This window comes from Rhodococcus sp. AG1013 (assembly GCF_003350365.1).
In the GTDB taxonomy this organism is placed as follows: Bacteria; Actinomycetota; Actinomycetes; order Mycobacteriales; family Mycobacteriaceae; genus Prescottella.
On record NZ_QQAT01000020.1, the window covers coordinates 98,221 to 121,985 of the forward strand.

Sequence of the window (23,765 nt, forward strand, 5' to 3'; positions counted from 1 at the left end):
CTCGCCGTCGCTCTCACAACTGCAGTGGCAAACGCCTTTCGAGCCTAGCGACCCTTGAACTCGGGCGGACGCTTCTGGAACACCGCCGTGATGGCCTCGGTCAGGTCTTCCGACGGCAGGAAGGCCGCATTCCACGCGGCCACGTAACGCAGGCTGTCGTTCACCGCCGCGGAACGGCCGTGGTCGAGCACGTCCTTGACGCCGTGCACGACGAGCGGCGGGTTCGCCGCGATGTCGGCGGCGGTCGCGTGAGCCGCGGCCAGGACCGCGTCGGCGTCCTCGAACACGTCGTTGACCAGACCGATCTTCTCCGCGCGGGCGGCGTCGATGTCCTTGCCGGTCAGCGCGAGCTCACGCAGGTGCCCGTCACCGATGATCGCGGGCAGGCGGGCGAAACTGCCCATGTCGGCGACGATGGCAACCTTGACCTCGCGGATGCTGAACTTGGCGTCGGCGCTCGCGTATCGGATGTCGGCGGCCGAGATCAGGTCGACGCCGCCGCCGATGCACCAGCCCTGGATCGCGGCGACGACGGGCTTGCGGCAGTCCGCGACGGCGTTGATGCCGGACTGCATCCGCTTGATGAGGTTGTGGAAATCGGTACGAGGTCCGGCCTGGGCCTTGTCGGCGAGGACGGCGCCGAAGCCGCCGCTCATCGCGGGCAGGTCCAGGCCGAAGGAGAAGTGCTTACCGGATCCGGCGAGCACGACGGCACGGACCTCGGGGTCGGCGTCGAGTTCGGCAAAGATGTCGGGCAGTTCCTCCCAGAAGTCCGGGCCCATCGCATTGCCCTTGCCGGGGCCGATGAGCGTCACCTGGGCGACGTGGTCCTTGCGCTCGACTGTGAACGCCTTCCAGCTCTGCTTTTCCGTCATTACTCGAGAGTAACCTTTGCGGCTCGGGCAGGCGAAGACCCGGTCGTCAGGGGGCAACCGGGTAGTGGCTGGTGATCGCGACCCTGTTCCACGCATTCATCACGACGGCGAGCCAGCTGACCGCCGACGCCTGCTCGGCGGTCAGGGATCCGTCGTCCCACGTACGTGTGTCCGGGACCGAGAGCCTGGTGACCTGTTCCGCCAGGGCCAGGGCTGCGCGCTCCTGCGCACTGAAGTACTGAGACTCCCACCACGCCGCCACGACCGCCAGACGATCGCTGGTCTCCCCCTTCGAGATGGCGTCGCGGGTGTGCATGCGCAGACAGAACGCGCAGCCGTTGATCTGCGAGACGCGGATCTTGACCAGTTCGGCCAGCAGCTGGTCCAGCCCCGACTCCTGCACGGCCGTTTCGGCCTGCGCGTTCAAGGCGCCCAACTGCTTGTACGCGTCCGGGTGCTGCTTGCTGAGATTCAGGGAGCTCATGCGGATTCCTTTCGACGAAGGCACGTCCGACGGGGTCGTTACCGATGTGGCCCTTCCCGATGTCTCACGATATTCAGAATGTTGCCGTCCGGTGCTCGGACGAAGAATCTGCGAACTCCCCACGGCTCGGTGGTCAGCGGGTACACGATCTCGTAACCGTGCTCCTGCGCTTCCGCGTATGCCGCGTCCACGTCGTCGATGTGAACCGATACGACCGAATCCTCAGGAGCGGAAGCATCTTTCGTGACGAGCTGGACGCTCGCCCCGGTGCCCGGCGCGGTGCAACGAGCGACCCAGCCCATGTCGAATTCCTCGGTGCTCAACCCGAGGTAGTCCGTGTAGAAGCGTTTGGCAGCATCGACGTCGGGCACACGAAGATTGGCGGTGATACGGGTGACGCGCATGAAGTCCTCCTGTCCCAGGCGTGGACGGACGCATTCGATTCTCCCCGTTCGAGGGAACCGGTGCGCCCGACTCGTGATTCCTCTGTCGGTGCCCGCCTGAAGAACTACCGGGGCAAGGCGCACGAAGGAGGCAGATCGGTCTTGGGCAAGCTTGTGAGGGGTCGAATCCCGGAGATCATCCGTTCGAACGGAGAGACGCCGGTGGTGCGGCAACTGACCGCAGCTCGGAATCGCCGCGTTCCACGGTTTCGACCTCGACGACATCCTGCGCATCGCAGCGAGCAAGCGCACCGTGCGATTTGGTTTCGCCGAGCGGACCTGGCTGGACCAGACCCGCGGTTCGATCGTCACCGAATCCGCACAATCCGGTGCGACTCGTTAATTGTGTGCAAACATCAGCGCCGACCGGCCGGTTCCCGCCCGCGAACGGCGGATGATCGAACTGCCCGCACGGGCACGTCCGCGACGCCGAGCGGAGGATGCGCATGCTGATGCACCAGGGAATCGGCCTGGACCGGTTCAACGACCTGCCGCGCCGGCGCGCGGTGCACGCACTGTTCGAGTGCTGTTCCAGCCTGCCGTGGTCGGCCCGCCTGGCCGACGGCCGCGCGTATGCCATGCACACCGATCTGCTGAGCCGAGCGGAGAAGGAACTGCGAATCCTGCCCGAGCAGGAGATCCAGCAGGTCCTGCAGGGCCACCCCCGGATCGGGTCCCGGGCCCGGAGCCTGCAGTCGTATCGGGAGCAGTGCGCGGTGTGGGTCGAGGACGCGGCCGCGATGGGCATGCTCGACGAGGCCGGTTCCGCGTACGAGGAGCGGTTCGGGTTCCGGTACGTCTGGTGCGCCGACGGCCGGGACGGGCGCGCACTGCTGGCGAATCTCACGGCCCGGATGAGCCACGATCTCGAGACCGAGCGTGATGTCTGCACCGCGGAGCTCGCGACGATCACCCGCACACGGCTCGAACGGATGCTCGGACCGGAGGGCGGGTTCCCGGACTACTGACGACGGGTGGCCCGGGCGACGGCGCCGGCGAACAACGCGGTCACGGCGGCGCCCATCGCGCGCTGGTCCACTTCCTCGGGATCGACGGAGTGCTCGAGGACCAGGCCGGAGATGAGCGCCATCAACGAGATCGCGGTGGTTCGCACGTCGATGTCGACGCCCCACTCGCGGGCGCGGTCGCCGATCAGTTCGACGAGTTTGCCGCGCAGATAACGGCGTTCGCGTAGATAGGCCTGTTTGATGTTCGGGTCGCGGCCCGCTTGGACCCCGAACTCGAGGACCAGCAGCGACCATCCCGGATCCGCGATGAGGGCCGACGCCACCTCCGCGCCGCCCTTGCCCACCGCGTCGGCGGGGTCGAGTCCGGAGATCTCGGCGAGGACCCGGCCGGCGAGTTCGAGGGACCGCTGCGCGAACAGCTCCGCGAACAGGTCCTGCTTGGACTCGAAGTTCGAGTACACCGCGCCCTTCGTGAACCCTGCCCGACGCGCGATCTCGGCGAGGCGGGCGGCGGCGAAGCCGCGTTCGGCGAACTCGTCGGCGGCCGCGTCCAGAATGCGTCCGCGCACCACATCCCGGGCCGGACGCGCCGTTGCGGCCACCTCGTCTTGACGACTACCAGTCACGATACCTACGGTATTCAATACCCGCGGTATCGACAAGACCGCCGGGGCCCACCCAGACTTCGAGGAAGCCCGTGACCACATCGACCGAGACACCGACCATCCCCGCGGCAACCGCCACGCCCTCGCCCACGCACCGCAGCCCGCTCGAGCGGTTCGGCAGCGGCAAGGTCATGGCCGCGCTGGTCATCGGCGTCCTGGCGCTGCAGCTCGGCTTCATCCTCAGTTACGTCGCCGCGTTCCATCAGCCGACGCCACGGGACATCACGGTCGCCGTCGTCACGGCCCGTGGCATCCCGGAGGGCGTCGGACAGCAGTCGGTGGACAAGCTGAACGCGCTCGACGGACATCCGCTGGACGCACGCGTCGCGTCCGACACCTCGGAGGTCCGACGGCTGCTGCGGGACCGCGAGATCCAGGGCGCATACGTCATCGACCCGAGCGGGACGGACACCCTGATCACCGCGAGCGCCGGTGGCAGCTCGATCGCATCCGCGCTCGAGGCGGTCTTCGACCGGGTCGCGGCGGATCAGGACCGGCAGCTGGTGGTGCGCGACGAGATCCCCGTCGGCGCCCACGACAACCGCGGGCTCTCGGGCTTCTACCTGTCGATCGGATGGGTCGTCGGCGGCTACCTGCTGGCCGCGGCGATCGGCCTCATCATCGGAGCGCCGTCGACGATGCGTCAGGCGTGGACGCACATCGCGGTCCTGTTCGGCTATTCGGTGGTGTCGGGCGCCCTGGGCGCGCTGATCACGACGCACCTGCTGGGAACGTTTGCCGGACACTGGTTCCCGCTGTGGCTACTGGGCACGGGCGTGGTGTTCGCGACGGCGCTGTTCACACTCGGACTGCGGGCCGCGGTGGGCATTCTCGCGGTCCCGCTCGCGATCGCGGTGTTCGTGGTGTTGGGCAATCCGAGCGCGGGTGGCGCATTCGGCGCGAACGTGATTCCCAGCTTCTACGCCGCGATCGGGCAGTGGATCACCCCCGGCGCGGGCACCGAGGGTGTGCGCAGCATCGTGTACTTCGACAACGTGGGTCTCGGCCAGCCGGCGCTCGCCCTCGCGCTGTACGCCGCGGTCGGTGCGGCGATGCTGCTCGGCTTCACCGCGCGGCGAACACGCCGGACCCGGACTTCGCTCACGCATACGCCTACCCACGCCGCGAGTTAGTCCTACCCTGAGAACATGCCCAGGCTGCTGCATCCCAATGCGGCGCACGTCGCCGACACGCTGATCGCGCGCGGACATCACGGGGTCATCGTCACCCAGCCCGCGCCGACGCACAGTGCCGCGGAGGCGGCGGAGGCGCTGGGCGTGCAACTCGGTGCCATCGTCAAGTCGCTGGTGTTCCTGCTCGACGACGAACCGGTGCTGCTGCTGGTGTCGGGGGCGCACGAGGTGGACGTGGCCGCCACGGGCGTCCGCCTGCAGGGCACGCTGTCGCGGGCCCCGCTCGACGTGGTCCGGGAGGTCACCGGCCAACCGATCGGCGGGGTCGCGCCGCTGGGGCATCCCACCAATCTGCCCACCTACCTCGACAGCGCCCTGGCCGGCCATCCGGATCTGTGGGCGGCGGCCGGGCACCCGGACACGGTCTTCCGGACCACCTTCCCGGAGTTGCTGCGGGTGACGGCGGGTCTGGCCGTCGACATGGGCCGACCGACCGAGGACGCCGCGATGGGACACGAAAACCAGTTGCCCGCTGAGTGAGCGTAAGCATGCCTGGTCTGTGAGCCTGGCCCTATAGTGACGGCAGTCAATCAGGTCCGAATCGGAGAATGCCTTGTCACAGCACGTCGAGAATGCGCCCGACCTCACCGTCGTCCCGAGCGAGGAGGGCATCGGCAACGACGAGTACAAGGCGGCCATGCGCCGCCACCCGGCCGGCGTCACGATCGTCACCCTCGACTCGGAGTCCGGTCCGGTCGGCTTCACCGCGACGTCGTTCGCGTCGCTGTCGATGAATCCGCCGCTGATCTCGTTCAACATCGCGCTGAACTCGTCGAGCATCAACGCGCTGCAGGCCGCCGATTCGATCGTCGTGCACCTGCTGGGCGAGCACCAGCAGCACCTGTCGCAGCGCTTCTCACGCAGCGCCGACCAGCGTTTCAGCGACGAGTCACTGTGGTCCCGCCTCGAGACGGGTGAGCCGGTGCTGCACGGCACCCCGATCTGGATGCGCACCACGGTCCACCAGCTCATCCCCGCGGGCGATCACACCCTCGTGATCGGCCTGATCACCCGCATCCACAACGAGAACGACGACGAGGCCGCGGCCGCTCCGCTGCTGTACCACGAGGGCCGCTACCACCGCGCCGCACCGCTCGACTAGACGCTTCGACAGAGTTCTGGCCAGGCTCGTCCACGACGAGCCTGGCCGGAGCCGTTCACGGGCCGGAGCGTCACGCCGTTTCGGCGGCCGACCCCAGTCGGGGGAAGGGGTCGGTGGAGAACACGACCTCCACCGCCACGTCGAAGTAGGCGGCGATCCGCAACGCCAGATGCAGGCTGGGACTGTATTCGCCGCGCTCGAGGTAGCCGACGGTCTGATAGTGCACGCCGAGCGCCTCGGCCAGTTCCCGCCGCGATATCCCCCGCTCGGCGCGCAGCATCGCGATCCGGTTGTAGATGACTTCAGAAGGCACGCTGCATCGCCTTGTCCCGCCGCTCGGCCATGCTCGATCCTGATTCGTGACGCGCCATGCGTCGCAACACTACCGGCGCGATCAGCAGCTCCGCGACCGCCCAAACGCCCAGCACCGCGGCCGTCTCGAGGTGCCGCCAGGACTGGCCGATCTCGATCGCGGCCGCGTCGTCGGGCAGCAGCGCCGAACGCATGCCCAGGCCGACCCAGTAGATCGGGAACGCCTGACCCACGCCCTGGAGCCAGCCGGGCAGTGCGGTGATCGGATAGAAGATGCCCGAGATGGCGACGAGCGCCATCATCGGCATCGTCAGCAGGAAGGTGGCGCGCGGACCTTCGAGGACGCCGCCGAGGATCGCCCCGGCCGGCAGCGTGGCGAGCAGGCCGAGCAGCACCACCCAGACGAAGGTCGTCCACGCGCCCACCCCGTCCAGCGAAGACCCGCCGATGATCACCATCCCCGCCGCCATCACGATGGCCACCTGCACCAGAACCGATCCGGACGCGGAAAGGATCTTGCCGATGAAATAGCCGATCATGCCGTTGGGTGCCGCCTTGGCCCGCAGCAGTGTGCCGTCCTCCCGGTCGAGCACCAGCACGTTGGTTATCGCGAACACGCCATTGAACGCGATGATGCTGCCGATGAGGCCGGGCAGTGCCAGCTCGGCGATCGAGAGATCGCTGCCCGCGTACTCCCGGTTCCGCAGCAGGTAGAGCGCAGCGAGCGCGATCACCGGCATCGCGAACTGGCCGATGAGGTCGGGGGCGTTGGTGTACAGCTGACGGAACTCGATCCATCCACGGGTGAAACCGGCGCGGACAACGGTACCTGTCGGGCTCATCGTGCGACCTCCGAGAGTGTGTGGACGGCGGCCTCGGCCTCGCCTGATTCCTGGCGGCGGACCAGCGTCATGTAGGTGTCTTCCAACGAGGCGCGGCGCACCTCCAGGTCCTCGATGCGCTCGCCGTGCTGCTTGAACAGTTCGTGGACGAACTTCGTGGACTCGGTGGTGGTGTGGACGAAACGCTGGTCGTCGACGGTCCACCGCACCTCGGCTTCGCCGGCGATCGTGCGTGACAGTTCGTCGGCGGAACCGTCGGCGATGATGCGGCCGCCCGCCAGGATCAGGATCCGGTCGGCGATCTTCTCCGCCTCGTCGAGGTCGTGGGTGGTGAGCAGCACCGTCGTGTTCTCGAGATCGGACAGGCGGTGCACCAGGTCGTGGAAGTCCCGGCGGGCCGCGGGGTCGAAGCCCGCGGTCGGCTCGTCCATGAACAGCAGTTCCGGACGGCCCACGATGCCGATCGCCACGTCCAGCCTGCGGCGCTGACCACCGGACAGTGTGGCGACCTTCGCGTCCGCCTGCGCGGTGAGCCCGACCAGGGCGATGAGTTCGTCTGTGTCCCAGGGCTCGCGAGATCGCTCCGCGAGATAGGGGCGGTAGAACGCGCCGAGATGGTCGAGCAGTTCGTGTACCCGCCACTTGGCGTGGTCGCGCCAGGACTGGAGGACGACACCGATCCGGGATCGCCACTGTTCGTCGCCGTGTTCGGGATCGGCGCCCAGGACGGCGACGCGGCCCGCCGAGCGTCTGCGGAAGCCTTCCAGGATCTCGATCGTGGTCGTCTTGCCCGCGCCGTTCGGGCCGAGCATGACCAGCACCTCGCCGCGCCGCGCCTGGAATGCCACGTCGCGCAGAACATCGACGTCGGCGTAGCGCATTCGCAGCGCGCCGACGTCGAGAACAACGTCGTTACTCAAAGCCATGAACCCTCCCCAGTCACGATCCTTCGATGATCTGTAGCATACCTACTACATTCTGCAGCGCTAGTGCTTCGTCGAATCCTCTCGAAACGGGCACGAGGACGTCGAGACCCGGGACCGCACACAACATGGAGATGGGGATGGCGTGGCAGCTCTATGCCCGGGATCCGTGCCGATCCGCGATCCCGCGCAGAGACCGGCAGTAGCATTGAGCCGACCACATCCGATCCACGGGATCGAGAAGTCATGGACCTGCACCTGGCCGGCAAGACCGCCGTCGTCACGGGCGCGAGCAAGGGCATCGGGCTTGCGGTGACCACAGCCCTGGCATCCGAGGGCACTCACGTCGTCGCCGGATCACGCACTCGCACTGCGGAAATCGAGTCGCTGGAGAACGACGGCAACGTCACGTTCGTTCCGTGTGACCTGTCCACGGCCGAGGGCCCGGTGGCCCTGATCGAGGCGGCCGCCGAGCGCGGCGGCGTGGACATCCTCGTCAACAACGCCGGCGCCGTGACGCCGCGGACCGGCGGATTTGCGAGCATCTCCGATGAGGACTGGCTGGCATCGCTGACCCTGACGTTCCTGTCCGCGGTGCGGACCACCCGCGCCGCGCTCCCCCAACTCGTCCGGCGCGGCGGCGGGGCCGTCGTGACCGTCAGCTCGGTCAACGCGTTCCTGCCCGATCCCGGGGTGGTCGACTACTCCGCTGCGAAGGCCGCACTCACCAACTTCTCGCTTTCCAAAGAGGTTGCCGGTCAGAAGATTCGGGTCAACACGGTCAGCCCCGGACCGGTCACCACTGCGCTGTGGCTCGCCGACGACGGGGTCGCGTCCACCGTGGCCCGGGTCAGCGGCAGCACGGCGGAGGCGGTCGTCGAGGCCGCCGCTGCAGGGTCCGAGACCGGACGCTTCACCCGCCCCGACGAGGTGGCGGATCTGGTGCTGTACCTCGCGAGCGAGAGGGCCGGCAACATCACCGGGGCCGACGTCGTCATCGACGGCGGGCTGATCAAAACGCTGTGAGCACTGGGACAATCACGGACATGGAGCGCACCTTCGACAGTCTGGTTGCCGAAGCCGAGGCCGCATCGGTCGACGGCTGGGAATTCTCCTGGCTCGACGGCCGCGCCACCGAACAGCGCCCGTCGTGGGGCTATCAGCGCCTGCTGGGCGAGCGCCTCGCACGAGCGACGGCCGCACTCGATATCGAGACCGGCGGAGGGGAGGTTCTCGCGGGCGCCGGCGCGATTCCTCCGACGATGGCCGCGACGGAGTCCTGGCCGCCCAACCTCGCGAAGGCCACCGCGGTGCTGCACCCGTTGGGCGTGGTGGTGGTCGCGGCCTCGGACGAGCCACCACTACCGTTCGCGGACAACGCCTTCGATCTGGTCAGCAGCCGACATCCCAGTACCGTGTCGTGGCCGGACATCGCGCGGGTGCTCGTCCCCGGCGGAACCTATCTGGCCCAGCACGTGGGTCACGAGAGCGTCTTCGAACTCGCCGAGTTCTTCCTCGGTCCGCAACCCGAGGCGCGGCGATCGAGGCATCCGGACACGGCCGCGTCCGAGGCGTGCGCCGCCGGGCTCGAGATCATGGATCTGCGTTTCGAGCGACTGCGCATGGAGTTCTTCGACATCGGAACGGTGGTCTACTTCCTACGGAAGGTGATCTGGATAGTTCCGGGCTTCACGGTCGACGCCTACCGTGACCGGTTGCGGGACCTCGACCGACACATCCGCGCGGAGGGATCGTTCGTCGCCCATTCCACCCGATTTCTCATCGAGGCCCGCAAGCCGGACTGACGGAGCGGTCTCAGGACGCGCGTGCGGGACGATGCAGCCCGAACTTGGCCAGCGCCTCGTCGGCGGTCTCGGACGCGGCGACGAGCCCGCGGCGTTCGAGCCACGGCAGCGTGCCGTCGACCACACGCTCGAGCACCCTCGGGAGTGCGAGCGGCACCAGCGTCACCCCGTCCGCGACGTCGGCGGCGTGGATGTCGGCGATCAGGCTCGCGAGGCCGTCGGCGGTCCCGATGTAGGACAACGACGTCGGCAGGTGGGGCACTCCGAGGGTCTCGTCGAGCAACGCGAGTTCGGAACGCGCGCTTCGGGAATCGACGGCAAGGAGCGTCTCGACATCGACCAGCACGGTGATGCCGTCGGGGTCGCGCCCCTCGGCGGCCACCTCGGCTCGGATCCGGGCCCGGGTCTGCTGTGCCTCACGCAGATCGGATGCCTGGACCCGGTAGACGACGGGCGGCTGCGCAGCCAGGTCGAGGTCATCGGGGCCGACGGTCAGGTCGACCCAGTAGTCGGGGCCGGTGAGCGGGACGTTGCCGGCGATACGGGCTGCGGCCGGGTGGTGTCCCGCGCCGGTCAGTTCGACAGCGACGCGGAGTGGGCGACGGTGCGCGGCCGTGGAGACGGAGGCAAAGAAGTTCTCGGACATGGCAATTCCTCGCAGGAAGGCAGGTACAGGGCGCGGAGCGATCAGCGCGTACACATGCCGGACGAGGTGCGGCACAGGTCGACGTGCCGGCGGGACCTTTGACCGCCCGTGTTCGTCGACTCCATGTGCGTCACGCTAGCCGTCCCTTCGCGTCCCCACCACAGTTCGAATCACGGCGATTTCGGACGTGCCGTCTACACGCACTCGGCGGCGCCGGAGGTCCGCTCGGAGAACCCGCGGGTCTCGGGGACCGGGTTCCACAGTCCGTCGGTCTTGCCGTAGTTCCAGGTCTCCTCGCCGGCGGCGAGCTGGCGGACGGCCGCGATCAGGCGCTCGACGTCGGCCGAGCTGGTGCCCAGCCCGATGCTGGCACGCACGGCACCGCCGGCGTGGCCGATGCGGCTGAGCAGCGGGTGAGCGCAGAAGCGGCCGTCGCGCACGCCGATTCCGTGTTCGGCGGACAGGAACGCAGCGATCCGGCCCGGCTCGAAGCCGTCGATCGTGAAGGTGACGATGCCGACGCTGTCCGGCGCATCCGACCACAGGCGCAGCAGGTGCACACCGTCGATCTCCGCGAGGCCGTCCGCGAGGCGGGTCGACAGCACACGCTCATGCTCGACGACACGGTCGAAGTCCAAGGCGGACAGCGCGTCACACGCGGCCGCGAGCGCGGCGACACCGAGGACGTTGGGGCTGCCGGCCTCGTGGCGGGCGGGGGCGGGCGCCCAGCAGGTCTCGTCGATCGTCACCTCGCGGACGGCGCCGCCACCGGCGAGGTACGGCTGCGCGTCGTCGAGCCAGTCACGGCGGCCGACCAGTACGCCCGCACCGAAGGGTGCGTAGAGCTTGTGGCCGGAGAAGGCCAGGTAGTCGACGCCGCACTCGGCGAGGTTCACGCGGCGGTGCGGGGTCAACTGCGCGCCGTCGACGAGGATCCGGGCGCCGCAGCGGTGCGCGATGTCGGCCAGTTCGGCGATCGGCAGCACCTCACCGGTGACGTTGGAGGCCCCGGTGATCGCGAGCAGCGCGGCGGGCTTGGCGCACAGTTCGGCGACCAGGCGACGGATCGTCTCGGCGACCGTGTCGGCAGCCTCGACGATGCGGGAGTTCTTCCACGGCAACAGGTTTGCATGGTGCTCGATGTCGAGGACGACGACATCGCCGGGCACGCAGTTGGCGAGCAGGTTGAGCGAGTCGGTGGTGTTGCGGGTGAAGACGACGACCTGGTCGGTGTCGGCTCCGACAAAGCGCTCCACCGATCCGCGGGCGTTCTCGTAGGCCTCGGTGCTCACGCGGGAGGCGTAGCCGGCGCCGCGATGCACGCTTGCATAGAAGGGCAGCAGTTCCTGGACCCGGTCGGTGACCTGCGCCAGGGCCGGCGCGCTGGCCGCGTAGTCGAAGTTCGCATAGGTGCAGGTTCCACCCCCGACAAGCGGAACCTGCAGGTCACAGCCCGACACCCGAGCAATCGGGGCGGTGGCGCAGCAGGTATCGGCAGTCAGTACAGCAGTCATCACGACATCCTTCGAGTTCAGGACTCGTCGGCGATGAGAGTTGACGCCATCGGAGTCCGCGCTTGCCGCGGCCTTGTGGCCGACAGCCTGGTCGTCACCCGGAGCACCCCACCGCGGTTGGAGGGTTGCCGACCAGCTAGCCGGGGCTTGACGCTGGTACTCGTGACCTGGCAACGAGAATGGCAGAGGCGTCCGCGCCATGTCAACCCATCGTCAACCCTTCCGGAACGAGACGGTGGTCACATCTCGCCGAGTTCGGCGAGGCGCCGTTCGAGGAATCGTCGCGACGACGCGGTCCGCGCCGAGGACGCCGCGCGCCGATACTCGGCGACGGCGTCTCGGCGCCGGCCGGAGCGGCGCAGCAGGTCGGCTTGCACCGCGGCCACCGCGTGATCGAACCCGGCCGCACCCACTCCCCCGATCTCGTCCACCGCGACGATTCCGGTCTCGGGCCCATCCCGAAATCCCACTGCGACAGCCCGATTCAGTTGCACGGCGGGGGATTGTCCGAACCTGAGGAGACGGTCGTAGGCGGCGACGATCGCAAACCAGTCGGTATCGGCGAAGGTGGGAGCGACGGCGTGTGCCGCGGCGATGGAGGCCTCGACGGTATAGCGCCCGCCACCGCCCGCGCGGGAAACGATCAAGCGCGCCAATCCTTCCGAGATCCGAGACCGATCCCATCGGCCACGGTCCTGCTCGTCGAGCGGAACGGCTTCGCCGGAACTGTCGACGCGTGCGCGGCGGCGACTGTCCTGCAGGCACATCAGGGACGTGAGCCCCCAGACCTCCGGCGCGTCGGGCATCAGTTCACACAGCAGACGACCGAGCCGCAGCGACTCGTCACACAGCTCGCCGCGCACGCTCGCATCACCTGCGGTGGCCGAATACCCTTCCGTGAAAACGAGATAGACGCATGCGAGCACGGCGGGCAGACGTTCGGGGAGCAGGCCGTCGGACGGCACCCGCAGTGGGATGCCCGCAGTCCGGATCTTCGCCTTCGCCCGACTCAGCCGCTGCCCGACGGTGGGCTCCGGCTGCATGAACGCGCGGGCGATCTCGCCGGTGGTCAGCCCACACACCAGCCGCAGCGTCAGCGCCACCTGCGACGGTGCGGACAACGCCGGATGGCAACACGTGAAGATCAGCCGCAGCTGGTCGTCCGCCACCGGAGACACCTCCCCCGGGTCGCCGTCGTCCTCGGGCTGCTGCCGGAACGCGTCCTCCTCACGATCACCGCGCAGTCGCTCGCGACGTAGCCGGTCGATCGCGCGGTTCCGGGCGACCGTCGTGATCCATGCCCCCGGTTTGCGGGGCGTGCCGTCGACGGGCCACGTCCGCAGCGCCTCCGTGAACGCATCCTGCACCGCGTCCTCGGCGATCTCGATGTCCCCGACCAGGCGGGCGACGGTGGCCAGCGCCCGCCCGGATTCCTCCCGGAACACGCGCGTCAGTGCCACCGTCGCCGCCTCGGAGGTCATGCCTCGCTCACTCGGCGACGATCTGCCGGAGTTCGACGCACCCCTTGGGCCCGAGCGGGATCTGCGAGGCCAGCGCCACCGCGGTCTCCCGATCGGGCGCGGACAGCACGTAGAGACCGTTCGCGATCTCGTTGGCCTCGGTGAACGGCCCGTCCGTCAGCAGCATTTCCCCGCCGCGCAGTCGTACGGTCGTTGCCGACGCCGGCTGATACAGCGCCCCGGAACCCTTGATCCGGTCGCCCGCGATCTCGCCGAACCACTGATGTTCGGCCACGCGCGCGTCCCACTCGGCCGACCCCGGTTCGTTGGCGGACCCGAGAGGTTCACGCAGCAGCGCAGCCCACCACGTGTCATTCGGTTCGTCCACCGAATTCCAGAACACCATCGGCCACAGCTCCACGTGCCCGGTCGAGACCTCGGGGATCTGCCGCACCAGACTCAGCGCGGCGTCGAGGTCGGCGGCATCGAACACGTAGTACCCGCCCACGACCTCGGCGGCGTCGGTGAACGGGCCGTCGGCGACGAGGGTGCGTCCGCCGTCGTGCCGAATGGCCGCTCCCTCGCTGGAGGGATACAGCCCGCCACCGGCAACGGCCTCCTGCGCCTTGGTCCAGAACTCCTGGTGCCGCGCCATCGACGCCTTGTGCTCATCGGTGCCCGGGATCGAGGTGCGACCGTCCTCCTCCGCTGCCAGCAATGCCAGGTAGTACATGTCGTCTCCTTCCGACGATGCGGGGCCCTTCACCCCACTTTCGTCAACACGACGTGCGCGACGCGCCGATTTCGACACAACCGGTGGAGAATCGTCACGAAGAACCGACCCCTGGAGGATGTCCACGCCGTCGGAGCGTGTTCATCAGCCGGACACCTGGTCGTGAGACAACCAGGTGCCCGCACAGCCAGGACCAGAGAGGGACGCCCCGGATTGTCTGCCCAGCCATCGACAAACCAGACTGATCCGCACCGGATGCACCGGATACCCGCCGAGATGCTCCGGTCCGCGCTCGCGCCCGCGCCACGCACGCTCATCGACATCCTCACCGCAACTGCCGAGGCGTACCCGGAGGCCACGGCGATCGACGACGGCCACCTGCCTCTGACGTACCGCGAACTGATCGGGCAACTGGAGACGGGCGCCCGCTGGCTCGCCGATGCCGGCGTCGGCGCGGGCGATCGGGTGGGTGTCCGGATGCCGTCGGGCTCCCGCGACCTGTACGTCGCGATCCTGTCGGTGCTCGCGGCCGGCGCGGCGTACGTGCCGGTGGACGCCGACGACCCCGACGAGCGCGCCGACCTGGTGTTCGGGGAGGCGCAGGTGGCGGCGATCCTCACCGCCGACGGCGTGCAACCCGGCACCGCACCTGCGCGTGCGGCAGCCCCGGAGGTCCGTCGTCCGACACCCGACGACGACGCCTGGATCATCTTCACGTCCGGCTCCACCGGCACCCCGAAGGGGGTCGCGGTCACGCACCGCAACGCCGCGGCCTTCGTCGACGCCGAGGCTCGGATGTTCCTGCAGGACAGCCCGATCGGGCCCGAGGATCGCGTCCTCGCGGGCCTGTCGGTGGCGTTCGACGCGTCGTGCGAGGAGATGTGGCTGGCGTGGCGGCACGGCGCCGCCCTGGTGCCGGCACCGCGCTCGCTGGTGCGCAGCGGCATGGATCTCGGCCCGTGGCTGGTCTCGCGCGATGTCACGGTCGTCTCCACCGTCCCCACGCTCGCGGCGCTGTGGCCGGCCGAGGCGCTCGAGGCCGTGCGGTTGTTGATCTTCGGCGGCGAGGCCTGCCCGCCGGACCTGGCCGAGCGGCTCGCGGTGCCCGGACGCGAGGTGTGGAACACGTACGGGCCCACCGAGGCCACCGTCGTCGCGTGCGGCGCGCTCATGGACGGCACCGGCCCGGTCCGGATCGGCCTGCCGCTCGACGGCTGGGACCTCGCCGTGGTCGACGGGTCCGGCGAACCGGTCGCCGAGGGCGACGTGGGCGAACTCGTCATCGGGGGTGTCGGGCTCGCCCGGTACCTCGACCCGGCGAAGGACGCCGAGAAGTACGCGCCGATGCCGACCCTGGGCTGGGACCGCGCGTACCGCAGCGGCGACCTGGTCCGCCTCGACACGGCCGGTCTGCTGTTCCAGGGCCGCGCCGACGACCAGGTGAAGCTGGGTGGCCGGCGCATCGAACTGGGCGAGGTCGACAACGCGCTGCAGAACCTGCCCGGCGTCAGCGGCGCCGCGGCCGCGGTCCGCAAGACCGCGGCGGGCACCTCTGTCCTCGTCGGGTACCTCGCGAGCACCGATCCGGACTTCGACGTCAGGGCGGCGCGGGACCAGCTGGCCGAGCAGCTGCCCGCGGCCCTGGTGCCGCGGCTCGCGCTGGTCGACGAGCTGCCCACCCGTACGTCAGGCAAGGTCGATCGGAACGCGCTGCCGTGGCCGCTGCCCGGTGCCCGCGAAGACACGGTCGATCCGGCCCTCAGCCTCGACGGCACCGCCGCCTGGGTCGCCGGGCTGTGGGCGTCGATCCTCGGCGCGGGTGTCACCGGCCCCGACGACGACTTCTTCGAGATGGGCGGCGGCTCACTGTCCGCGGCGCAGCTCGTCACGGCGCTGCGCGAGCGCTTCCCCGAGATCACCGTCGCCCAGCTGTACGACCATCCGCGGCTCGGCTCGCTCGCCGGCTTCCTCGACGAACTCTCCCCCACCGAGACCGTCGAACCGCGCCACGTCGCGCCGACGCCGCTGCGCGCGCAGCTCGCGCAGATCGCGGCCACGGTGCCGCTCACGACGCTCACGGGTCTGCAGTGGATCACGTGGCTGGCGATCGCCGGCAACGTGCTGTCGTGGCTGGATGTGCCGTGGGCACCGACACTGTCGTGGTGGTGGGTGGCGCTCGCCTTCTTCCTGTTCATCACCCCGCTGGGACGGATGGGCATCGCGGTACTCGGGGCGCGCACGCTGCTGCGCGGCCTGAATCCGGGCACCTATCGACGCGGCGGCAGCGAACACCTGCGGCTGTGGATCGCGCTGCGCCTGGTCGAGGCCAGCGGTGCCGACAACCTGTCGGGTGCGCCGTGGATGCTGTACTTCGCGCGCGCCCTCGGCGCGCGGGTGGGTAACGGCGTCGACCTGCACACCCTGCCACCGGTCACGGGCATGCTCGTACTCGGCGACGGCTGCTCGGTCGAACCCGAAGTGGACCTGTCCGGGCACTGGATCGACGGCGACGTCGTGCACATCGGTGAGATCCGGATCGGCAACGGCGCCACCGTCGGCGCCCGCTCCACGCTGTTGCCCGGCGCCCGGATCGGCCGCGGCGCCGAGGTCGCGCCCGGCTCGGCGGTGTTCGGGAAGGTCAAGGCCGACCAGCACTGGGCCGGGTCCCCGGCGGTGAAGGTAGGCAAGGCGACGCACCCGTGGCCCGACCACACACCGCGCCGCGCCCCGCACTGGGTGCCGATCTTCGGCGTCACGTCCGTGGTGCTGGCGGGCATGCCGATCTTCGGCCTCGCCGCCGGCATCCTGCTCGTCGGCTGGTGGATCCGCGACGCCGCCGACCTCGGGGATGCGGCCCTGTGGTCCCTGGCGATCCTGCCGGTCGCGACGGTCCTGTCGCTGTTCGTCTTCGCCGCGCTGACGGTGATCGCGGTGCGGCTGCTGTCGATCGGACTCACCGAGGGCTACCACCCCGTCCGCAGCCGGGTCGGCTGGCAGGTCTGGGCCACCGAGCGGCTCATGGACTCGGCCCGCACCTTCCTGTTCCCGCTGTACGCGAGCCTGCTCACGCCGCTCTGGCTGCGACTGCTCGGCGCCAAGGTCGGCCGCAACACCGAGATCTCGACGGCGCTGGTGCTGCCGAAGTTCACCACCGTCGCCGACGGCGCATTCCTTGCCGACGACACCATGGTCGCGAGTTACGAACTCGGCGGCGGGTGGATGCGGGTCGAGCCCGCGAAGGTCGGCAAGCGCGCGTTCCTCGGCAACTCCGGCATGGCCGGCCCGGGCCGACGCGTGCCCAAGAACGGCCTCGTCGCGGTGCTGTCCGCAGCGCCCAGCAAGGCGAAGTCGGGATCGTCGTGGCTGGGCAGCCCGCCGGTGCGGCTGCGCCGGGCGGCCACCGAGTCCGACGCGTCCCGCACGTTCGCCCCGCCGCTGCGGCTCAAGATCGCCCGCGCGGTGGTCGAGACGTGCCGGCTGATCCCGGTGATGGTGACGTTCGGGATCGGTCTCGGCGTCCTGTTCGCCCTCGCGTGGCTGGTGTCGGTCGGCGGGTTCGCTCTCGCGGCGCTCGGCGGCGGCGTGGTCCTGATGATCGCGGGCGCCGTCGCCGGCGCGGTATCGGTGGCGGCCAAGTGGCTGGTCGTCGGCCGGATCGGCGCGGTCGAACATCCGCTGTGGAGTTCGTTCGTGTGGCGCAACGAGGTGTCCGACGCGTTCGTCGAAACCGTTGCCGCACCGTGGTTCGCGCGGGCCGCCAACGGCACCGCGGTGATGAACGTATGGCTGCGCGGACTCGGCGCGACGATCGGCCGCGGCGTGTGGTGCGAGACGTACTGGCTGCCCGAGGCCGACCTGGTGACCCTCGGCGACGGCGCCACCGTCGAGCGAGGGTGCGTCGTGCAGACGCACCTGTTCCATGATCGGATCATGTCCATGGACACCGTCACGCTGGGCGCCGGCGCCACCCTCGGGCCGCACTGTGTCGCACTGCCCGCCGCGGGACTGGGCGACGGCGCCACCGTCGGCCCGGCCTCGCTCGTGATGCGCGGCGACACCGTCCCGCCGTCCACCCGCTGGCAGGGCAATCCGATTGCACCGTGGCCGGATTCGACGACGAACGGGGGCACTCGATGAAGCCCGGCAAGTTCTACGAGGAACCGATCGATCCGTACCTGCCGCAGAACGGCAACCGCGGCTACCGGGTCTCCCGATACGAACTCGACCTCACGTACAAGGTCCCCAGCAACCGGTTGTCCGGCAAGGCGTCGATCACGGCCACCACCACCGACGTCCGAGGCAAGTTCTCGCTCGATCTCGCGCAGACGATGCAGGTGTCGAAGGTGTCGGTCAACGGTGGCCGCGGCGCCAAGTACACGCACCGTGACGGCAAGCTCACGATCACGCCGGCACAGAAGATCCCAGCGGGCGGCCTGCTCGCGATCACCGTCCAGTACGGGGGCAACCCCGAACCGATCACCACCATGTGGGGCGACGTCGGCTGGGAGGAGCTGGACGAGGGGTCCCTCGTCGCGAGCCAGCCCAACGGCGCCGCGTCGTGGTTCCCGTGCGACGACCATCCGAGTTCCAAAGCCAGCTACAACATCTCGATCACCACCGACTCGCCGTACCACGCCGTCGCGAACGGGACGCTGGTCAGGAAGCAGACCCGCGCGAGCCACACCACGTGGGTGTACGAGCAGGCCGAGCCGATGTCGAGCTACCTGGCGACCATCCAGATCGGACCGTACGAGCGCCGACGCGTCGGCCACGGCAGGGTGCCGATCCACGCACTGCACCCCAAGGAACTGCGGGTGCCGTTCGACCACGACTTCGCCCGGCAGCCCGAGATGATGGACGTCTTCGAGAGGCTCTTCGGCCCCTACCCGTTCGAGGACTACTCCGTGGTCGTGACCGGCGACGAACTGGAGATCCCGATCGAGGCGCAGGGCCTGTCGATCTTCGGCGCCAACCATTGCGACGGCGTACGCGGCTCCGAACGTCTTGTCGCGCACGAGCTTGCGCACCAGTGGTTCGGCAACAGCCTCACCCTCGGCATGTGGAAGGACATCTGGCTGCACGAGGGTTTCGCCTGCTACGCCGAGTGGCTCTGGTCGGAGAACTCCGGTGGCCCCGACGCCCACACCCACGCGCAGCAGGCGCATCGCGGGCTCGCCGGTAAACCGCAGGACATCCTGCTCGGCGATCCCGGACCGCGGCTGATGTTCGACGACCGCATCTACAAGCGCGGCGCCCTCACCCTGCATGCGTTGCGGCAGCAGATCGGCGACGACGCCTTCTTCGCGCTGCTGCAGAAGTGGACCGCGAAATACCGGCACTCGACGGTCTCCACCGAGCAGTTCACCGACCTGGCAGCGCATTTCACCGACAAGCCGCTGCGCCCGCTGTGGGACGCGTGGCTCGCGGCGAAGCCGCTACCGGCGCTCTGACGCCTCCGCGGCGACCGCCGCCGGCAGGTCCGCACGCCACTTCACGACGACCAGGACGAGGCTCGCGGCAGCCACGATCGCGCCGATCACGAACATCATCGGGTACGTCAGCGCCGGGTTGGTCTCGGCGATCACCGCCATCACCGCGGGCACGGCGAACCCGAGGTAGCTCAGCGAGTAGAAGACCGCGGTGAGACCGGCGAGATCGTCCGGGCCGGCGATCCGCTGGATCTCCTGCAGCCCCGACACCAGCGCCATGCCGTAGCCACAGCCGAGGACGGCGGCCGCAATCATCGCGAGCGGCACCGTCAACGCACTGGATGCGACGGCTGCGAGCGACATGCCCGCGACCAGGACCGCGAGCGCCACCGCGACGGCCCGCGCGTTCAGCGGGGTGTCGATCCGACGGCCGACGGCCTGGATCGCGAACCCGGATCCGAGTCCGATCACGCACAGCAGCGCCGAGAACGCGATGGGCGCCCCACCGCTGCGCGACGTCATCAGCGCGGGCAGCACCGCATACGCCGACGCGGCCGCACCGAACACCCACGGCGCCACCGGCGCCGCGACGTACAGGAACCGGCGGTGTCCGGCGGACGGGATCTTCAGATCGGCGGCCAGTCGTCCGCGGTCGGCCTTCGGCACCGCCGCCCGGGTCTCCGGTGCGCGCAGCATCGCGATGCCCGCGGCCAACGCGATCGCGATGTGCACCGCGTACGGGAACGCACTGGGCCACGGCCCCCACTGCGCGAGCACACCGGCGATGCCGGCGCCGACACCGAATCCGGCGGTCAGGCTCATCGCGGCCCGTCGCGCACCCGACCCCGGCCCGGCCTTCGGGTCGTATTCCGGACTCGAGAGTTCCTTGACCCAACTGCCGCCGACGGCCATGCCGAGGCCGAGCGCCACACCGGACAGGATGCGACCCACGATCAGCATGGGTGCCGAATCGGGCGCGGACGCCAGCACCAGCGACCCGGCCACCGCGATGAACGGCGCGGGCAGCATCAGCGCCCGCCGACCGAGTCGATCCGACAGCGGTCCGCCGATCAGCAGCGCCGGAACGATGCCGAACACGTACGCGAACAGAAAGGTGTCGACGACGACCTGCGTGAAACCGTGATCGAGCTTGTACATCACCAGCAACGGGGTGAACTCGTTGCCGCCCCACGCGACGGCGAACATGCCCGCGGCCACCAGCGCCCAGGACCGCGTCCGGGTCGGCTTCGCCGACGCGGTGGTGGTGGTGGACTCGTCGACCGCGGTCATCGGATCCCTCCGTTCCCCAGTGAGTGCACCTCACGCATGTGTCGTCCGACAGCCGACGCGAAGCCCTCGGCATCACCGGCCTCGATCAGGTCCGCCAGGCGGGTGTGATCCTCGACGATCTTGGTGATCTGGTCGGGATCCCGAGCCAGGGAATGCGCGGTCATCCGGCGTTGCCGCTCGCGCAGACCGTCGTAGAAACTCTCGAGCAGCGGGTTGCCGCCGGCGCGCACCAGCGCGCGGTGGAAGTCGGCATCCAGCGTGCTGAACCGCGCGGCATCCCCCCGCGCGGCCGTGTCGCGCTGCTCCTCCAGATTGGCCCGCAGCGCCGCGACCAGCGCCTCTCGGGCACGCGGGCTCGCGGCGACGGCCTGCGCGGCATGGACCTCGATGAGCAGACGCGCATCGACGACGTGCTCAGCCTCCCCCTCCGCAACGGGCACGATCAGCGCACCGCGCTTCGGGTACAGCCGCATCCAGCCCTCGGCCTCGAGCCGCAGGAACGCCTCACGTACCGGCGTCCGACTCGAGCCCATCCGCGTGGCGATCTCGCCCTCGCTGATCAGCTCGCCGCCCGGGAGCTCCCCGGACAGGATGAGTTCCTTCACCTCGCGGTACGCGAGCTCGGCAGCCGAATACAACTTAGACACAAGATGTATTTATACGCCTTGCGAAGGATCTCCCGGGACCCGGGGGTCAGGCTGTCGAGCCCACCTTCGGAGCACGAGCCTGCGCGGAATACCGCCCACCGTTGCGAAGAATGTCGATCGGATGGTCGAAGCACTCGCTGATGCGCTCGGTGGTGATCACCGACGCCGCGGACCCCTGCGCGATGATGACGCCGTCACGTATCAGGATCGCGTGCGTGGTGGTCGTCGGGATCTCCTCGATGTGGTGGGTCACCAGGATGCTGGCCATCGAGGGATGCTGCGCACGCATCTCGTCGAGCGCGGTCAGCAACTGCTCCCGCGCCGCGAGGTCCAGCCCGGTGGCGGGCTCGTCGAGCAGCAGGACCGGCGGGTCCGGCATCAACGCCCGCGCGATCAATGCCCGACCCCGCTCCCCCTGCGACAGGACCGGCCAGCGCGCTTCGAGCCGCTCCGACATGCCCATCATCGCGATCAATTCCTCCGCCCGCTCCCGGTCCGCCTCGGTGGGCTGCCACCGCTGGGCGAACTCGGGGGTGTTCGTCAGCCCGGTGAGGACGATGTCGCGCACGGTCAGCGGACGTTCGACGACGTGCCGCGGGTTGACGTGCCCGATGTGCGAGCGCAGCTCGCGCATGTCGACGCGGCCCAGTCGGTGGCCGAGCACGTGCACGGTGCCCCGGGTGGGATGGGCGACCGCACCGAGCAGGCTCAGCAGCGTGCTCTTGCCGGCACCGTTGGCGCCCAGCAACACCCAGTGCTGCCCCTGCTCGATCTGGACGTCGATCCCGTTCAGCAGCGGACGTCCGTCGCGCACGAGGTCGACGTTCTCGGCGCTCAGCACGACCTCTCGGTGGATCCGGGTACTCACGGGCGTGGTCCTTCCTCACGAAGCGTGGCCATCACGGGATCGAGGTTCGCCTCCGTTGCGGCGACCGCGGCCGTCGGGTCGCCCTCCCCGAGGGCGTGGACCAGCGCGTCGTGTGCACAGGCGGTGTCCGGTATCGGTTCGTTCCGGACCATCTCGACGAGCACCTCGTGCAGAACCGGCCGAACGGAGGCGAAGAGCGCGGACAGCACCGAGTTGCCGGCGAGTTCGACGACCGCCTGGTGGAAGTCGAGATCGGCTTCGACGAACGCCTCGGCGTCGAGCGGTTGCCGGGCATGACGCTCGGCCAGCTGACGCCGGACCTTTGCGAGATCCTCCGGGTGAGCACGCTCGGCGGCGAGCCGGGCCGCCTCCGCCTCGAGCGCGCGGCGCACCTCCAGGACCTCGAGGATGCGCGAGCGGCGCAGCAACTGCTCCAGACCTGGATCGTTGATCGGGGGCTCCACGACGAACGTCCCGATTCCACGCCGTACGTCCAGCAGTCCGTCGCGGACGAGCAACCGGACAGCCTCCCGGACGGAGGACCGGCCGACACCGATCTCGGTTGCCAGTTCCGTCTCACTCGGTATCCGCTCGCCGACCGCCCATTCACCGGTACGGATCCGCTGCGCCAGCAACGCTTCCAGCTGCGGAACCAACGGCCCACTGTGCAATGCGTGCTCGGTCACGACAACCACCTCCGATCGCCAGCGTATAGACATCAGACGTCTGATGTCTATACCGCGAGGGGCCTGAACCTACTATTCGACGAATGGAACCAGTGCATCTCGCGATCGCCCCCGTCGACCGACGAGAGGGATCACGGGTCGGCGGGAATCCGCCGCGGTGTTTCGCCGGCGACACACTGGTCGAGACCCACGACTACCTGCTCACCCTGGCGGCAAGTGCGGCCGAGTGGCTCCTGGGACGGGAACTGTCGGTGTTCGTCCGGCGAGGGTTCACGATCGGCGACGACGACCTGGAGTACCCCGATATCGGGGTACACGCGGTCCTGCACGAGCCGTCCGGTCGCGGCGACGGGATCGTCGGCCGGCACCCGGGGCTGGGCAGCGCTGCGCTGATCTCCGCACCGGTCGACGCGGAGGAAGCGCCGTTCGTGCGGATCGCCAGGGATCCCGTCCTGATCCAGAACGAACCGTCCTATGCGCACGCCGTGGAGGCCGACGGGTATCAATTCTTGTTCCAGGTGAACGAGGAGGGGTGGCCGGTCTCCGACGCACCGGACCCGGAGTTCGTCGAGGAATACCTGTTCGGTTACGGCTCGGTGTACTTCTACGGGCGACTCGACAGCAAGGGAGCGGCCCAGATTGTCGTCCCGGGATTTCTCGATTTCTGATGCCGCCGAATGGCGTCGAAATCTCGTGCATCGCGAACGGAGAATGGCCGAAAAGGATCGTGAAACAGAAATGCCGAAGGCCCCCACCCTGATGGGTGGGGGCCTTCGGTGAAAGGGTGTTCGGCGGTGTCCTACTCTCCCACACCCTGTCGGGTGCAGTACCATCGGCGCTGGAGGGCTTAGCTTCCGGGTTCGGAATGGGACCGGGCGTT

General features: G+C 69.2%; 25 protein-coding genes, 1 rRNA gene and 1 riboswitch. Of the genes, 9 read left to right on the forward strand and 17 right to left on the reverse strand.

The window, feature by feature from the left end:
* Positions 1 to 44 precede the first annotated feature (44 nt).
* The 3 genes from DEU38_RS21610 to DEU38_RS21620 are packed head-to-tail and all read right to left on the reverse strand — an operon-like array spanning position 45 to position 1,763.
* Positions 45 to 875, reverse strand: a complete 831-nt coding sequence (locus DEU38_RS21610) for a crotonase/enoyl-CoA hydratase family protein (RefSeq protein WP_114723453.1) — start codon at positions 873 to 875, stop codon at positions 45 to 47.
* A gap of 46 nt (positions 876 to 921) precedes the next feature.
* Positions 922 to 1,359, reverse strand: a complete 438-nt coding sequence (locus DEU38_RS21615) for a carboxymuconolactone decarboxylase family protein (protein WP_114723454.1) — start codon at positions 1,357 to 1,359, stop codon at positions 922 to 924.
* A 38-nt stretch (positions 1,360 to 1,397) separates the two neighbouring features.
* The gene (locus DEU38_RS21620) at positions 1,398 to 1,763 is read right to left on the reverse strand and encodes a glyoxalase superfamily protein (RefSeq protein ID WP_174907935.1); all 366 of its coding nucleotides are present in this window, start codon (positions 1,761 to 1,763) and stop codon (positions 1,398 to 1,400) included.
* A gap of 485 nt (positions 1,764 to 2,248) precedes the next feature.
* Here DEU38_RS21620 and DEU38_RS21630 point away from each other — a divergent pair, with 485 nt between their 5' ends.
* Entirely contained in the window at positions 2,249 to 2,770 is a 522-nt protein-coding gene (locus tag DEU38_RS21630) for a 2-oxo-4-hydroxy-4-carboxy-5-ureidoimidazoline decarboxylase (RefSeq protein WP_114723455.1), read from the forward strand.
* Here DEU38_RS21630 and DEU38_RS21635 read toward each other — a convergent pair.
* On the reverse strand, positions 2,764 to 3,339 hold the full coding sequence (locus DEU38_RS21635; RefSeq protein ID WP_114723482.1) for a TetR/AcrR family transcriptional regulator: 576 nt from the start codon (positions 3,337 to 3,339) through the stop codon (positions 2,764 to 2,766). The genes DEU38_RS21630 and DEU38_RS21635 overlap by 7 nt on opposite strands.
* A gap of 227 nt (positions 3,340 to 3,566) precedes the next feature.
* On the opposite strand from DEU38_RS21635, the gene DEU38_RS21640 reads away from it, so the two are divergent.
* From DEU38_RS21640 to DEU38_RS21650, 3 genes are all read left to right on the forward strand, one after another.
* A complete protein-coding gene (locus DEU38_RS21640; RefSeq protein WP_254622938.1) occupies positions 3,567 to 4,568 on the forward strand; it encodes a hypothetical protein in 1,002 nt (333 codons plus the stop codon).
* 15 nt (positions 4,569 to 4,583) lie between these two features.
* The gene (locus DEU38_RS21645) at positions 4,584 to 5,108 is read left to right on the forward strand and encodes a YbaK/EbsC family protein (protein ID WP_114723457.1); all 525 of its coding nucleotides are present in this window, start codon (positions 4,584 to 4,586) and stop codon (positions 5,106 to 5,108) included.
* Positions 5,109 to 5,181: 73 nt separating this feature from the next.
* Entirely contained in the window at positions 5,182 to 5,730 is a 549-nt protein-coding gene (locus DEU38_RS21650) for a flavin reductase family protein (protein ID WP_174907929.1), read from the forward strand.
* Between the two features lie 70 nt (positions 5,731 to 5,800).
* Here the strand turns inward: DEU38_RS21650 and DEU38_RS21655 are convergent, their stop codons facing one another.
* From DEU38_RS21655 to DEU38_RS21665, 3 genes are read right to left on the reverse strand one after another with little or no spacing between them, the layout of a single operon-like run.
* Entirely contained in the window at positions 5,801 to 6,043 is a 243-nt protein-coding gene (locus tag DEU38_RS21655) for a helix-turn-helix transcriptional regulator (protein ID WP_114723459.1), read from the reverse strand.
* Complete coding sequence (locus DEU38_RS21660) at positions 6,033 to 6,884, reverse strand: ABC transporter permease (RefSeq protein ID WP_114723460.1); 852 nt, start codon at positions 6,882 to 6,884, stop codon at positions 6,033 to 6,035. Before DEU38_RS21660 ends, DEU38_RS21655 begins: the two co-directional genes overlap by 11 nt.
* Entirely contained in the window at positions 6,881 to 7,810 is a 930-nt protein-coding gene (locus DEU38_RS21665) for an ABC transporter ATP-binding protein (protein ID WP_114723461.1), read from the reverse strand. Before DEU38_RS21665 ends, DEU38_RS21660 begins: the two co-directional genes overlap by 4 nt.
* Before the next feature lie 243 nt (positions 7,811 to 8,053).
* Between DEU38_RS21665 and DEU38_RS21670 the strand changes: the two genes are divergently transcribed.
* Complete coding sequence (locus DEU38_RS21670) at positions 8,054 to 8,833, forward strand: SDR family oxidoreductase (protein ID WP_114723462.1); 780 nt, start codon at positions 8,054 to 8,056, stop codon at positions 8,831 to 8,833.
* A gap of 20 nt (positions 8,834 to 8,853) precedes the next feature.
* Positions 8,854 to 9,612 (forward strand): methyltransferase domain-containing protein, encoded by a 759-nt coding sequence (locus DEU38_RS21675; RefSeq protein WP_114723483.1) that lies wholly within the window; start codon positions 8,854 to 8,856, stop codon positions 9,610 to 9,612.
* A 10-nt stretch (positions 9,613 to 9,622) separates the two neighbouring features.
* Here DEU38_RS21675 and DEU38_RS21680 read toward each other — a convergent pair whose 3' ends face one another.
* From DEU38_RS21680 to DEU38_RS21695, 5 genes are all read right to left on the reverse strand, one after another.
* Positions 9,623 to 10,258: an LLM class flavin-dependent oxidoreductase gene (locus DEU38_RS21680; protein WP_114723484.1), complete on the reverse strand. Its 636-nt coding sequence runs from the start codon at positions 10,256 to 10,258 to the stop codon at positions 9,623 to 9,625.
* 41 nt (positions 10,259 to 10,299) lie between these two features.
* On the reverse strand, positions 10,300 to 10,383 hold the full coding sequence (locus tag DEU38_RS29875; RefSeq protein WP_397484741.1) for a putative leader peptide: 84 nt from the start codon (positions 10,381 to 10,383) through the stop codon (positions 10,300 to 10,302).
* A gap of 69 nt (positions 10,384 to 10,452) precedes the next feature.
* Positions 10,453 to 11,772 carry an aminotransferase class V-fold PLP-dependent enzyme gene (locus tag DEU38_RS21685; protein WP_114723485.1) on the reverse strand — a complete coding sequence of 440 codons (1,320 nt, stop codon included), beginning with the start codon at positions 11,770 to 11,772 and terminating at the stop codon, positions 10,453 to 10,455.
* Positions 11,773 to 11,825: 53 nt separating this feature from the next.
* Positions 11,826 to 11,940: riboswitch (SAM riboswitch) on the reverse strand.
* Positions 11,941 to 12,011: 71 nt separating this feature from the next.
* Positions 12,012 to 13,253 carry an RNA polymerase sigma factor gene (locus DEU38_RS21690; protein WP_114723463.1) on the reverse strand — a complete coding sequence of 414 codons (1,242 nt, stop codon included), beginning with the start codon at positions 13,251 to 13,253 and terminating at the stop codon, positions 12,012 to 12,014.
* A 7-nt stretch (positions 13,254 to 13,260) separates the two neighbouring features.
* Positions 13,261 to 13,965: a YciI family protein gene (locus tag DEU38_RS21695; RefSeq protein ID WP_114723464.1), complete on the reverse strand. Its 705-nt coding sequence runs from the start codon at positions 13,963 to 13,965 to the stop codon at positions 13,261 to 13,263.
* 255 nt (positions 13,966 to 14,220) lie between these two features.
* Here DEU38_RS21695 and DEU38_RS21700 point away from each other — a divergent pair, with 255 nt between their 5' ends.
* Both DEU38_RS21700 and DEU38_RS21705 read left to right on the forward strand, forming a co-directional pair.
* Positions 14,221 to 18,102 (forward strand): Pls/PosA family non-ribosomal peptide synthetase, encoded by a 3,882-nt coding sequence (locus DEU38_RS21700; protein ID WP_181818891.1) that lies wholly within the window; start codon positions 14,221 to 14,223, stop codon positions 18,100 to 18,102.
* Positions 18,099 to 19,415 (forward strand): M1 family metallopeptidase, encoded by a 1,317-nt coding sequence (locus DEU38_RS21705; RefSeq protein ID WP_114723486.1) that lies wholly within the window; start codon positions 18,099 to 18,101, stop codon positions 19,413 to 19,415. The genes DEU38_RS21700 and DEU38_RS21705 overlap by 4 nt, the downstream gene beginning before the upstream one ends.
* On the opposite strand, the gene DEU38_RS21710 is transcribed toward DEU38_RS21705, so the two are convergent.
* Genes DEU38_RS21710 through DEU38_RS21725 form a run of 4 tightly spaced genes read right to left on the reverse strand, consistent with a single transcriptional unit; the run spans position 19,401 to position 22,885 of the window.
* Positions 19,401 to 20,684, reverse strand: coding sequence for an MFS transporter (locus DEU38_RS21710; RefSeq protein ID WP_114723466.1), 1,284 nt, complete (start codon positions 20,682 to 20,684; stop codon positions 19,401 to 19,403). The genes DEU38_RS21705 and DEU38_RS21710 overlap by 15 nt on opposite strands.
* Positions 20,681 to 21,331: a GntR family transcriptional regulator gene (locus tag DEU38_RS21715; RefSeq protein ID WP_114723467.1), complete on the reverse strand. Its 651-nt coding sequence runs from the start codon at positions 21,329 to 21,331 to the stop codon at positions 20,681 to 20,683. The genes DEU38_RS21710 and DEU38_RS21715 overlap by 4 nt, the downstream gene beginning before the upstream one ends.
* Before the next feature lie 46 nt (positions 21,332 to 21,377).
* On the reverse strand, positions 21,378 to 22,199 hold the full coding sequence (locus DEU38_RS21720) for an ABC transporter ATP-binding protein (protein ID WP_254622777.1): 822 nt from the start codon (positions 22,197 to 22,199) through the stop codon (positions 21,378 to 21,380).
* Positions 22,196 to 22,885, reverse strand: coding sequence for a FadR/GntR family transcriptional regulator (locus DEU38_RS21725; protein ID WP_397484740.1), 690 nt, complete (start codon positions 22,883 to 22,885; stop codon positions 22,196 to 22,198). The genes DEU38_RS21720 and DEU38_RS21725 overlap by 4 nt, the downstream gene beginning before the upstream one ends.
* Positions 22,886 to 22,968: 83 nt before the next feature.
* Between DEU38_RS21725 and DEU38_RS21730 the strand changes: the two genes are divergently transcribed.
* On the forward strand, positions 22,969 to 23,553 hold the full coding sequence (locus tag DEU38_RS21730) for a hypothetical protein (RefSeq protein ID WP_114723469.1): 585 nt from the start codon (positions 22,969 to 22,971) through the stop codon (positions 23,551 to 23,553).
* A gap of 118 nt (positions 23,554 to 23,671) precedes the next feature.
* On the opposite strand, the gene rrf is transcribed toward DEU38_RS21730, so the two are convergent.
* Positions 23,672 to 23,765: ribosomal RNA gene (gene rrf, locus DEU38_RS21735) — 5S ribosomal RNA — on the reverse strand; the annotation flags it as partial.

Bases quoted from the DNA above. Each gene is read 5' to 3' on its own strand.
- DEU38_RS21700 (WP_181818891.1), top strand. From the start codon at position 14,221: ATGCACCGGATACCCGCCGAGATGCTCCGGTCCGCGCTCGCGCCCGCG.
- DEU38_RS21675 (WP_114723483.1), top strand. From the start codon at position 8,854: ATGGAGCGCACCTTCGACAGTCTGGTTGCCGAAGCCGAGGCCGCATCG.
- DEU38_RS21645 (WP_114723457.1), top strand. From the start codon at position 4,584: ATGCCCAGGCTGCTGCATCCCAATGCGGCGCACGTCGCCGACACGCTG.
- DEU38_RS21705 (WP_114723486.1), top strand. From the start codon at position 18,099: ATGAAGCCCGGCAAGTTCTACGAGGAACCGATCGATCCGTACCTGCCG.
- DEU38_RS21685 (WP_114723485.1), bottom strand. From the start codon at position 11,772: ATGACTGCTGTACTGACTGCCGATACCTGCTGCGCCACCGCCCCGATT.
- DEU38_RS21690 (WP_114723463.1), bottom strand. From the start codon at position 13,253: ATGACCTCCGAGGCGGCGACGGTGGCACTGACGCGCGTGTTCCGGGAG.
- DEU38_RS21640 (WP_254622938.1), top strand. From the start codon at position 3,567: ATGGCCGCGCTGGTCATCGGCGTCCTGGCGCTGCAGCTCGGCTTCATC.
- DEU38_RS21730 (WP_114723469.1), top strand. From the start codon at position 22,969: ATGGAACCAGTGCATCTCGCGATCGCCCCCGTCGACCGACGAGAGGGA.
- DEU38_RS21660 (WP_114723460.1), bottom strand. From the start codon at position 6,884: ATGAGCCCGACAGGTACCGTTGTCCGCGCCGGTTTCACCCGTGGATGG.
- DEU38_RS21620 (WP_174907935.1), bottom strand. From the start codon at position 1,763: ATGCGCGTCACCCGTATCACCGCCAATCTTCGTGTGCCCGACGTCGAT.
- DEU38_RS21665 (WP_114723461.1), bottom strand. From the start codon at position 7,810: ATGGCTTTGAGTAACGACGTTGTTCTCGACGTCGGCGCGCTGCGAATG.
- DEU38_RS21710 (WP_114723466.1), bottom strand. From the start codon at position 20,684: ATGACCGCGGTCGACGAGTCCACCACCACCACCGCGTCGGCGAAGCCG.
- DEU38_RS21610 (WP_114723453.1), bottom strand. From the start codon at position 875: ATGACGGAAAAGCAGAGCTGGAAGGCGTTCACAGTCGAGCGCAAGGAC.
- DEU38_RS21615 (WP_114723454.1), bottom strand. From the start codon at position 1,359: ATGAGCTCCCTGAATCTCAGCAAGCAGCACCCGGACGCGTACAAGCAG.
- DEU38_RS21695 (WP_114723464.1), bottom strand. From the start codon at position 13,965: ATGTACTACCTGGCATTGCTGGCAGCGGAGGAGGACGGTCGCACCTCG.
- DEU38_RS21670 (WP_114723462.1), top strand. From the start codon at position 8,054: ATGGACCTGCACCTGGCCGGCAAGACCGCCGTCGTCACGGGCGCGAGC.
- DEU38_RS29875 (WP_397484741.1), bottom strand. From the start codon at position 10,383: ATGGAGTCGACGAACACGGGCGGTCAAAGGTCCCGCCGGCACGTCGAC.
- DEU38_RS21680 (WP_114723484.1), bottom strand. From the start codon at position 10,258: ATGTCCGAGAACTTCTTTGCCTCCGTCTCCACGGCCGCGCACCGTCGC.
- DEU38_RS21630 (WP_114723455.1), top strand. From the start codon at position 2,249: ATGCTGATGCACCAGGGAATCGGCCTGGACCGGTTCAACGACCTGCCG.